The sequence below is a fragment of the Microbulbifer regidiadema (SeqCode) genome, assembly GCF_052467605.1.
Map to the genome: position 1 here is coordinate 660,054 of NZ_CP174316.1, position 11,496 is coordinate 671,549.

Genomic DNA, 11,496 nt, shown 5'->3' on the forward strand with positions numbered 1-11,496 from the left:
TGTCAGTCGTCCGGACAATAAATAAAATCGGGATGGGGCTATAGGCCCGTGCATCCAGAAAGGACGACAGGTGCTGAATGTCTATGAACTTTTACGGGAAGTGGTCCTTCAGACAGGACAGCCAATACATCACTCTGGATACCGGCTCCGATAACGGACAGCTAGATGTCAGTGGTACCAGCGAAGGTGATGAACAAAAATTCAATGCCTATGGCAGCGACAGCGGGTTTATCCTACAGGGCCCCAATGGTAAATATGTCGCTTGGAGCGGAGACCACTATCAAGCCAGCCTTGAGCGCGACGGGGAGCTGACTTATTTTTCTCTGGAAACCGATGGCAACGACTTTCGAATTGTAGACCGGGGAATAAAGGGGGGCGGCAGCACCCAGTACTACCTTGATAACAGCTCCGGTAAATTAACACGGGTCGATAAATCCGGCACGCCGGCGGCGACAACGGTATTCAGTCGAACTGTAGTGACCGTTGGGCTGGAGCAGATTCAAAATGAAGGCTTCCAGTCTCCCAAGCCAGACTTGCGCTGGGTTTATCTGGAGGATGCGGACTTGTCCAGCGTTATTGACTTCTCCAACGTCAATGCTACAGACGCGAACCTGTGCGGGGTTAACCTCTCAGATGTACCGATGAACTCGGTAACTTTCACCCGGGCGCTGGTGAAAAATGCCAAGATGACCGGGATCAGTGCTGATTTAAGTGGTTCTAGCTTATTGCAAGCTGATTTTACCGGTACGGATTTTACCGATGCGACTTTGATAAAGGTAAATTTTACCGGGGCCAACCTCACCGGTACCAATATGACTGGCACAAGTCTTAGCCAGCCGGATTTCACCGATGCCAATCTGAAAAATGCCCGCCTGAGTAATCCCAGTGCCGCCGGTGGCAGTATCGATCTGATGGAGATGATTTTCTCTGAGGAAACCAATTTCACCGGCACGGAATTGCGCTACAACTATTTACAGAATAATGATTTTACCAGACTGGTATTCAGTCATGCGGATTTGACTGGCTGCAAGATGGACAACTGTAAACTGGATCGCGCAGATTTTGCCTACGCCAACCTGACGGCTACCTCGCTGACCGGCAACATCTCCATGGTAGGCACCAATTTTTCCAACGCGACCTTGACCGACGCCAATATGACAGGAGCGCAAATGGGCTCTATTGGCCTGCGCTTTAGGGTAACGGATGCCGCCGAGTTTGATACCTTTAAACAGGCTTTGCTGGACGACAATGTCGATACGGTAAAAACCATTTTTAGCGATAACGGTTATCCGTTGAGCGGTACTGTCTCCATCACCGATGCCGCCTATGCACCGGGTAGAATCTGGGAGGTACAGGATTCTTCCGGTACTTATACCGTGCGACTCGAATCCGTGGGCGGCAGTAACTCTCTGGCCGTTTATCAGACTGTGGCAGCGGCTATTTTGGTCAATGCATTTATGCGGGGCACCATCCTTACCTCGGCCAACCTGTTCAATGTTCGGGCATCCGGGGTGCAACTCTACGGTGGTGCCAAGCTTGATGGCGGCGCGATTCTGGAAGGGGCCCAGTTTGACAATGCCAATCTGAGCGGCATCAACTTGAAGCAGGCCCAGCTGTATGGGGTGAGTTTCAATTATGCAACCTTGACGGATGCTGAGTTTCAGGGCGCCAAACTGACTCAATCGGCGAGCGGCGGGGGGGCAAGCCTGCTCAGGGCCAATTTGCAGGGTGCTAATTTTTCCGATACCGAGCTGAATGAAGCTATTTTTACCGATGCGGCGGTGTCAGTGAGCGATTTAACCGATACCAGCGTGCGCAATGGTGTCTGGTTATTTGACTCGGCGCAGAGTGCTAGTTTGAGTGAAGAATTAACTAACGCTCAGAATAGTTTCACTCTGCCGACAGAATTACTGCCCTATTTACACCAGGGCAAGGTAACACCACAGATTCAGGCTGGTTTCTCGGCCAATGGTGTCACCATCAGCGACGATGCTATTGTCTCGGTGCAGCAGTATGGAACCTATTGGCAAGTAACAGATGGTACCAGTCAGTACGTAATTTTCCAGAGTGTCGACGGCGACCAATACCAGCCGGCTCTGGGCGTTGCCGAGGGTACCGATGATACCAAGACACCGGCGTTCTTTATGCCGCTGTATCTGGAGAGCCTGCTCGGAACTGGCCCTGTCAGTGCCGCTATAGCCGCCCAGTTCAAACAGAACGGTATCGATCTGAGTAGCGATGCCACAGTTGAAGCTAAACAGCAGGAAACCGACTGGCTGCTGACAGATACGTCGGTGTCTTACAATCTCTGGCGCGGCCTGAATTTATATGAACTGGCGTTGACTGCCAGGCCGGCGGTGCCGATGTTGTTGTCCCTGTTTTCTCTGCACTCCCGCCCCCTGACCAACCGGGCCACCGTCAGTAGCAGCCAATCCGGGCGCTGGCGGGTGGACAATGATTCTAATAATCCCTTCAACCCGATCACCAATTACATCAAGTTCAATCTGGTTAATGACAAGGCTGGTGACACGCTCAATATCTACGGTGATATGTTTCGCGTAATCCGGCTGTCCGCCCAGGGGGAAACTGAATACGAGAATGTTATTTGTGGTGTTACTGAGCTACCGGAAAGTGTGCTGCAAGCATCGACAATCTGTCCCAATTCGGTTCGCTTTGATGTAAACCAGCATGCCGGAACTGATTACAACCAGTGGATGCGAGCTAAAGAGCTGCCCCTGTCTCCCTATTGTGTGCCTTCGGCGGATGGAATTTATTATTGCCCGCAAAAACCCCCATCAAGCCCGCCTGTGAATTGAGAAGTGCTTGTCTAAAACCAGAATAACAATGATAAAAATAAGGAAAGAGCATGAGAACACTGGAATCTACCTTACTGCACTTTGACCTGAGCCATTGTCCCCAAAGTGCCAAGTTTTCCCTGATTGGTGGCGACGGTAAGAAACACTACCTGACCGCCTATGCTGACGCGCCGGGCAAGTTCCAGCAGCATCAGGGGAAGAATAGGGCACTGGCCGCGCTGCCCGCTCACCACCACGATAAAATCACCCATTTTCTTGAGGATGTGCCCATGCCCAGGCACCAGTCCTCAATGCGGCAGGTTGTTTACGATTCACTGGATGACCATCCGCTGCCCGAGATTGCCATGAGTTTTATCCATATTCCGGAAATAGCTCATAGAAGACCATTGCACCATAAAGCGGCCAAACGTCCTGCTCAACCCCATACCGTTTTTCAGCACTACGGGGTTGACCTAGCCAGTGCTTCTGAGGCTGAAATCGAGCAGCTACACACGGATGCCTATAATATCAAACCGCCTTATGAAACTGCCCGGGCAATTATCTTTCAGCACCCGGAAATCGGCTCTGTGAATCCGGCGGTCACCAAGTATGTGTTTGATTACCACGTCAACAATACCCAGGATTTTCAGAGCCTGATCAGCTATGTACAAATAAATGGTCCCGGATCGCCAACCTGCTGGTACAAAAAGAGCTGGGTTATGTGGACCAATCCTGATACCAATCAGGAAGAACCGGTTCCGGCCAATATGGACCTGGACTACAAGGACGGCAGTAAACCCGATTGGCCAACCAACCCCGATACCGGCGAGCCCTCCATACCCAACTATGAATTAACCGATGAATACAGTACCGGCTCTGCCGCTGATACCGGGGTTATCGGTGCGGCAACGCCTGCGGTGCAGCAGGTACTGAAACTCACTAAAAACGACGAGGTGCTCAACGGGCAGTTATGGACGGCACAAAACGGTACTACAGAAAGAGCCGAAACAGAGGTGCCGCCCAACCCACCATCACTGGCAGCAGATGCCGTGGCATTGGCGGTCGAGACTGACAGCGCTGACGCCACAGGTTTCGGTATCAAGAATATCACTTCGAGCTACGGACTCTATCTATACGACAGCGAACTCAAATACGACTATGACAGCAAAAAGCTGTCGTTTCCGGTCAAGAACTGGCCCAGCCGCTATCTGAGTCTTTATGTGGAGTTCTACAAGCAGGACGGCACCCCCATTAAACGGGTGGATATCAAAGACTGGGATGACCCCTTGCCGGACTTTTTGCGCAGTGCTTTTGAGCCCAGTGACAGTAAAAATTATCTGGATTGGATCAGCTCGGGCAACGCTATTTTCGGGGTGCCGGTACCGCCGCTGACGGGTAAGACCGATGTAGAATTCCAGTGGCCGGAAGAGGCTTCTTCCGCGCGGGTTCTGCTGGGGGGGCTGGGCTGTGCCAATGGCTTCAAGGACTGGGACTCTGATGTCGATATTGTCGGTGTACTGGGTACCGGTATCGTGAACTACGGCATCACTGTTTTGAGTACTTTACTCAGTGTCTATATCGTCAATCCATTTATCAGTGGCCTGAAAGGTGATGCCAAAATTGCCTTCTATATTGTTTGTGGCTTTGGTGGCTCAGTCGCGGCCATATTGGGGGGGCTGGAATACAAAACCAATGCCGGCAAAGCAATCCTGTCCAAATTGGGCAATATCGCCAGCAGCATTATTTTTGGTGTCGCGGTCCAGAAAATACTTCAACAAGTCTACAAGCAGGCCATTGAGAAGATCATTGCGGAAACGGTTGCCGAGATCACTGCCGAGGAAGCCCTGGGACAAATACCCGTAGCGGGCTGGGCGTTGAAAGTGGCTAGCATAGCTGCCGACTTGGCCGCACTGAGCGCCACGACGGTGGAGTGCGTATTGTCGCCGGCCACTTATTCCCTGGAAGTTCAGCATACCCTTGATCTGAATGTGACAGTAAAACCCGATCCCCGCCACGGTACCGAGGAACAAGCGCCGATCTGGCCTCTGGTAGCAGACCACTATGTGATTCAGGTCAAATATCCCAAAGGCGACGGCAAGGAAGGGGGAACAACCTTTACCAAGGCCGGCCCCATGCCGGGTCAGCATGATGCCCCCATTGAAGTCACGTTTGAGAAAATACCTGCCGGCGGCAAGATTGAAGTGGTGGCCAGCGTATATTCCAGCAATGATTGGCTGGCTGGGGTTTATAACAGCGGCTGGATAAATGCCGATCCGGACCGCAATGATCAGCTGGCTGTGACTGGTGCCATCTTGGAAAAGTTAGTGCCTCTGACGGCAGATACCTCTTACAGCCAGAAGCAGACACTGGCCTATTCCGACAGCCGCCAGCACTACTGGGAGGTGACTCAGTTCTCTATCAGTGCCGACCTGGCTTCAGATCTGGATAAAGGCGGTAACCCAGATGAAGCCGTGCGCGCGGCCTTTGCCGAAAATGGTAATGATCTGTCCAGCGATGCGTTAGTGACAGTGGTCACTGCCGGCAGCCAGTGGACGCTTGCGGACAATGACGCCGGGGTGAATTTCGCCATTGATAAAAAACAGATATACAGTGGCGACGGCACCACCCACTATGAGCTGGAAGTGCAGAACACTACCAACCCCGCCCCCGGCCTGCCTGCGGTTCTCAATGACTGTGCCAATGATGGTCACCGTATATGTGACCGCATGGATATCACCATCAATAACAAAGAGTATCAGCTGGGATATGCCTGGCGGGCCTCTGGCCAGAACCTGCCCCGGGACTACGGCTCGGCCAAAGAGAATGGCCAGATGTACAGCTTCCAGAGCATCTCTACCCTGGCGGAGCCACAGGATGCCATCATTGAGCCCAGTCGCGGTTTCTCCAATCCCAGTTTTATCGCCTACGACCAGTTTGGATTAACAGACCTGTTTGAACTGGATTACGACAGCTATCGGGAAACACTCAATAGCGGTGGGCCGGTGCCGGAGGCACTGGCCAAAGAGTTTGCCGGTTACAGTTTACCGCTGCCGGATAATGCCACCATCACGGTAGTTACCAGCGATCAGGATTGGACCATTGGCGCCCCGGACGAGGAACCCGAGTACGAGTTGGTGACCCAGCGGGTGGTCAGGGATGGCGAATGGGTGAGCGTTATCGGCGTCTTCTCCTACCCGGTCCCCAAGCTGGATAACTTCTATCTGGACTCACGCACTTATACCGAGGAAAACCAGCTCTATTACCTGCGTGGTGTCTCGTTTAAACCCGGGGTCTCCACGTTTGATTACGACCAGACCAAAGCCTGGGGCTCCTTCCAGGACGTGACCATCAAAGGTATGGCGGTACACCCGGAGGGGTATGTTATCGGTGTGGATTACGACAACCACAAACTGTTGGCGCTGCGCCTGCCGGGGGAGGCGGTAGCCAATGAAGAGTCGCCGGTGGCCATGCCGCTGTCCGGTGAAGGTTTGCGGGAAGGTTTGCTGGACAAGCCGGTGGCATTGACCATTACCTCAGCCGGTCGCATCCTGATTCTTGAAGAGGGCAATGAGCGCATACAGGCCTTTGATGTCAAGGGTAACGCTGTGCCCTGTTTTACTGTGGGACAGGAAACCTGGGAGATGCCGCTCAGCTTCGTGTCCGAGCTGGATAGCCGCGAACCCGGTACTGATATGGTGCAGGAGTTCCAAAAAAATGTACTGCCAGCCAGGGCCCCCTGTTTTACCACAGACACTTCGCCAGTAGATGCCCTGGACCAGGGGCAGGTGGATGACTCGCTCAGTGCGGACTTTGTCAACAACGGCTACGCCAGCGGTGCAGACGCCAATCCTGTTTTCACGGTGACGGTCACCGAGGCCGGCAAGCTTTGGCTGGTTACTGACCAGGATAGCGGTGCCGTATTTGACGTGCGTGTTTTGCCGGATCAATACCAGATTCCGTATTTGTTTATATACCGCGCGTTCAGTCTCGGGGTGACGGTCAATGCCAAAGGTTTGCAGTGGGAAGTGAGCGACACCATTAACGCTATGAACTTCCGGGTGGTCAAACCCCAAAGTGGCAACTTGCAGGTGACTCAATTGGTGGCCTTAATGCCGCTGCGCCAGCAGACGGGTAAAGACATCAGTTACTTGGATATTGCCGTAGAGGACAAGGGCTATATCTACGTGCTGATGAAAGCCAATGGCAGCAGTCCGGAATTTATGCTGGATATCTACAACCCCGATGGCAGTGTCCTGCTCACTGAGCCGCAAACGGGGGTCAATGCGGCCAAGCTAACGGTAGACCAGTGGCGCAATATGTTCACTTTGAACTATACCGCGCTGCTCGGCCCGGGCCAGCGCACAGAGCCTGGAATCAGCACCTGGATTCCGTCGACCCCAGGAGAGCCGGACGCGTAACTGACTGGAGCGGGACAGGTTATGCCAAGGGCCTGACCTGTTCCTGTTCAAGGGGGATATCGCTATGACAATATTGCCGCCTTATCAGGTGCCGGGTGCCATTGCCGGCAGTTTTCCTCAGCTGATTATGTTGCAAAGTGATGCGGCCGCTACGATCAGCAAGCTGGTTGAAAACAGTGGAGATTTTCAGGATTTCCTACAGGTTATTATGGACCAGGGGGCACCCTCAACCGATACGGGTTGGGCGCGGTTGGTGGATATTCCGTCCCCCAATGGAGAAAAAAACACTTACCAGCGTCTGCAACTATCCGATAAAACCGTACAGGGTGTACCGGCATTTCTTGCCAGCGTATTAACCCCGGCCAACAATGATCCCCGCCTGAAAGACCTGGTGTGGACTGTGCAAAACGGTACTGTACCAGGGCCGCAGGAGGGCCCTTCATCAATTCCCAACTGGACACAGACCAGTCTCAACCCGCAGAGCGGAGTGCTGTTCCAGTCGGTTGGATTTAGCGGTGACAGCAACAGTTTTCAACTGCTTCTGGCCAACGATATGGCCTGTCACCTGGGTGTCTATGTGGAGTTTTTTCAAGGTGGCAAACAGGTAACACCCAAGGACTGGGTTTCACGACTGCCCGCTTCAGTAACTTCGGCTTATGAAAGCGCAACGCGGAAATACCTCGGCCTGCTCAAGCCAACGACGGCAGTTGCAGGCATTCCTGTAGCCAGCACGGGTCAGTCTTTTGATATTCCGCTGCCGGATAATGCGGAGCAGATAAAGTTGGTATTTGGCGGTATTGGCAGAGGGGGCTGGGATGCTTGCAGTGATGCCGCTGGCCTGATTACGTCGTACATACTGGATATTTCCGTGCCGATGATTCTGGCCAATGCCCAGCAGATGCCCACACAAAGCTGGTACGACAATTTGTTGAGCGATCAGGAACTGCTGGCTGATATTCTCAACGCCGGGGATTTTCTCCTGAATAGCAGTCAGGTCAATAGCGTTAGTGGGGCGCTGGGCTGTCTGTCCGGGCAACTGGCAGCTTTATTCTTGTCTGAGGAATTGAGCGCGTTGAAGCAGAATATCAATACCCGCTTCGGCCAGGAAACCGTAGAAAATGCTCTGCCATATCTCGGTTGGTCTGCACAAACCCTCAAAGCCCTGTTGGATAGTGGAGAGGAACCCGATGGTGGGGCCCTGGCTACCACCACCGCGCCTCTACTTGCCAGACCTCCCAGTTTCGATATGCCCCTGGCTCCGACCTCCCTGATTGATCTCAAGGTAACCATTGAGGCGGATAAAACCTATGGCCAATGGCCTTTGCAAACTAAGCAATGTGAAATCGATATCGAGTATGCAGGAGGTTTTACCCAGAAAAAAAGCGTTGATATTGATTTGATGAGCCTGGCTCAGCCCATCGTGGTGAACTTTGGCAGCATCATCAATAAAGCCCCGGTTAGCATCAGTGTGAGCTGTTTCGACAGCGGAGGCAGCGTCGTTGCCACAGGAGAGTATAAAGGGGTTATAGACTGTAGCGAGCGTCTGGGCAGCCTGATTTTTTCAGCTCAAAATATGCCCGTTACTATCGATGAATCCACGGCGTATAAACACTATTGCAAGCTGGCTTACTCCGACGGGCACTATCTTTGGCAGAGCGATATTTCGGCACCGTCTGCAATAAAAACGGATCTGGATGCCTCTTCGAAACCGTCTGGACTGGTAGATATTACCCTTCAGCAGGCCAATGCGTCGGTGGGTTATAGCTGGCGAGCTTCCTCCCTGTCGGTCACCGATTGCAGTAGTGGCAACACATTGAGCACGGCCTATTTTTTTCAGAATGTGGGTACTGTACTGGCGGAAGAGAATCTCAAAGTTATTGATTGTGGTTTTGCCCTGCAACCGGGGCTGGTTTACTGGAATGCACAAGCCGCTCAATCAGTACTGGACAACAGCAGTTTTTACCTGGACCCGCGCAGCAGCCAGTTCGCCTTGCGACCGGTCGATCTGCACGCGGGCCGACCGTTTGACCTCACTGAATCCACCACCGCAGGGCGCTTTCTGGAAAATGGACTCACTGGGCTATCGATCCACCCAGAAGGCTGTGCCGTAGCCTGTAGTTGGGCCAACAGTAAACTGGAGATTGTCCAGCTATCCGACTCACTGACCAGTGATAGCAATGCCAATCGCTCGCAACTGCTTTGTGGGGAGGGTTCAGAGCAGGGCCTGTTAAATGGGCCGATCGGAACCGCCGTCACTCCATCCGGATTTATTTTGGTGCTGGAAGCTGCGGGCAGGCGTCTACAAGCGTTTGATTTAAACGGAAATCCCACCCCACTGTTTAGCGGCTCACCGTACTTACCCCTGCAAGAAAGTGACAGTGCCTGTTACCTCGATCTGGCAGTAAGCCCCGGGGGAATTATCTATGTGCTGTCCCACACCGGTGACGGTAGCAAAGTCAATGACTACTACCTGGATTTGTATCGGCCCGATGGCGATTTTATCAGTCGCACGGCGGGGGTTAACGGCGCGCGGATAGAAGTGGATTCCAGGGGGGTGGTTTATACCTTGAACTATGAAGCCATCGACGGGCCAGCCGGCAGAGCAGAGCCCTCCATCAGTAAATGGATCCCGACGGGATAGGCGCTCGGTTGTACCAGCCGTTTTTATTGCCAACAAGATCAATAAGAATAAATACCATGCAATCCCAGCATAATTCTGTAGTGGAGACGCGCAGCACTGTCTGGCCAGATAACTGGAAAACGGTTTTCAGTGAGTACGCCCGAAAACTGGGCTGGACTGCTAGTGCTTTTCCTGAGCGGGTGATAGATACCGGCAGCTACCCCGGTGTGACATGGTTTTCCCGCGACACTCAGTACCCCGCCACGCTTAAAGCCAAATTTATCACTGTGGCGACAGTAGCAGAACAGAAGGCGCTGGGAGGTATAGCCGACGAGCTGTATGACAGGGGGGGGATTCCCAGGCATCTGGATATCCCGCCCTCTTGGGATTGCCATCTGAACAGCTTTGCAGCTACGGCGAATTTAACCGATGAGCAGAAAAACCAGATATGTCAGGCCCACTCGGCTTTTCTATTTGGTGATAGTAAAGCAGTGGCCAGCTACTGCGAGATGATTAATCAATTGCATTACCCCACTCATGTGGCGGTATATGCCGGTAAAACCCTGCACGTGCGTAAGGACCACCCAGTAATTAGCAAAGCCCGCTTCGACGGTGAACCCATAGTACTTTTTTTTGAGCAAATTCTGATGGAGAGCGGAGCAGAAATTAACTGTCTCGCAGATACCTCCATCTATACGGGAGCTCTGATTCAGGTAGATAAGAGGGGCCGACCGCTAAGTGAATCAATGCTGGCGCAAGCGGCGCCGGTGCGGATACACAGTCTGGGGGAAAACGGTGAAATTGCACTTCCGGGCGTTGCCGGCGCTGACGGTACTCACGGTTTGCCCGGAACCCCGGCGCGAGACCGTAATATGAGTTGCTATTTACAGGCGGGATCTGGCAATCCAGGGGGCGCAGGTGAACCCGGGAGCTGCGGCGGCAATGGCAGTCGGGGGAGCGATGCTTTTTTCCTGACAATAAAAGTTGGGCAGCTGCGAGCGGCGGTGTTGTTGGCAAATTATGGGGGCAGTGGCGGCGATGGCGCACGCGGGGGCAATGGCGGCTGCGGCGGTGACGGCGGCGCTGGGGGGGCGCGCTCAATCTACTGTCCTGCGGGACCGTGGGGTTCAGGGGGCGATGGCGGTAACGGGGGGGCGGGCGGAGTGGGGGGCAATATGGGGGATGGCCGCAATATTTACCTCACCTGTTGGCACCGCAGCGAGAACAGCCGCTTGCTGCTAGCGCCAAATCAACAGCGAGTTGGCCGTGGCGGTGCGCCAGGCCTGGGGGGGATGGCCGGGTCTCCCGGCGGCTGTCCTGGTACCCCGGGGCAGCCTGGCAAAAACGGCAAGCCCGGCAGGGCAGGGCGGATATTTGACAACGGCCGCCCGCTGGCTGGAAGTGACGGTTACTCTGTTATTGGTTAGTTTTTTGCGCGACATACGCCGCGATATTATTGACCGTATTGAAATTCTCAATGCTCAGCTCATGGTTTTCTACGGTCAGAGAAAAAACATTTTCAATAAAAGTGACCAGCCTCATGGCAAACAGTGAATTGACAAACCCTCGGCTAAAAATATCGTCGTCATCACCCAGGGTATTGGCGCGAATATGCTGAAGTAAGAAACGCTTTATCTGTGGCTTGATATTATCGTTCATGGTT

General features: G+C 53.3%; 5 protein-coding genes. 4 read left to right on the forward strand and 1 reads right to left on the reverse strand.

Going from position 1 to position 11,496, the window contains the following annotated elements; translation table 11 throughout:
- Positions 1–77 precede the first annotated feature (77 nt).
- The 4 genes from ACJJIF_RS03755 to ACJJIF_RS03770 all read left to right on the forward strand — a co-directional run bounded on the left by ACJJIF_RS03755 (position 78) and on the right by ACJJIF_RS03770 (position 11,260).
- Positions 78–2,816, forward strand: a complete 2,739-nt coding sequence (locus ACJJIF_RS03755) for a pentapeptide repeat-containing protein (protein WP_444930908.1) — start codon at positions 78–80, stop codon at positions 2,814–2,816.
- Between the two features lie 50 nt (positions 2,817–2,866).
- Positions 2,867–7,213: an NHL repeat-containing protein gene (locus tag ACJJIF_RS03760; protein ID WP_444930909.1), complete on the forward strand. Its 4,347-nt coding sequence runs from the start codon at positions 2,867–2,869 to the stop codon at positions 7,211–7,213.
- A 64-nt stretch (positions 7,214–7,277) separates the two neighbouring features.
- Positions 7,278–9,854: an NHL repeat-containing protein gene (locus ACJJIF_RS03765; RefSeq protein ID WP_444930910.1), complete on the forward strand. Its 2,577-nt coding sequence runs from the start codon at positions 7,278–7,280 to the stop codon at positions 9,852–9,854.
- Positions 9,855–9,910: 56 nt separating this feature from the next.
- Positions 9,911–11,260: a hypothetical protein gene (locus tag ACJJIF_RS03770; RefSeq protein WP_444930911.1), complete on the forward strand. Its 1,350-nt coding sequence runs from the start codon at positions 9,911–9,913 to the stop codon at positions 11,258–11,260.
- On the opposite strand, the gene ACJJIF_RS03775 is transcribed toward ACJJIF_RS03770, so the two are convergent.
- A complete protein-coding gene (locus ACJJIF_RS03775; RefSeq protein WP_444930912.1) occupies positions 11,250–11,492 on the reverse strand; it encodes an acyl carrier protein in 243 nt (80 codons plus the stop codon). The two genes, ACJJIF_RS03770 and ACJJIF_RS03775, sit on opposite strands and share 11 nt — an antisense overlap.
- Positions 11,493–11,496: the final 4 nt, after the last annotated feature.

Bases quoted from the DNA above. Each gene is read 5' to 3' on its own strand.
- ACJJIF_RS03755 (WP_444930908.1), top strand. From the start codon at position 78: ATGTCTATGAACTTTTACGGGAAGTGGTCCTTCAGACAGGACAGCCAA.
- ACJJIF_RS03760 (WP_444930909.1), top strand. From the start codon at position 2,867: ATGAGAACACTGGAATCTACCTTACTGCACTTTGACCTGAGCCATTGT.
- ACJJIF_RS03765 (WP_444930910.1), top strand. From the start codon at position 7,278: ATGACAATATTGCCGCCTTATCAGGTGCCGGGTGCCATTGCCGGCAGT.
- ACJJIF_RS03770 (WP_444930911.1), top strand. From the start codon at position 9,911: ATGCAATCCCAGCATAATTCTGTAGTGGAGACGCGCAGCACTGTCTGG.
- ACJJIF_RS03775 (WP_444930912.1), bottom strand. From the start codon at position 11,492: ATGAACGATAATATCAAGCCACAGATAAAGCGTTTCTTACTTCAGCAT.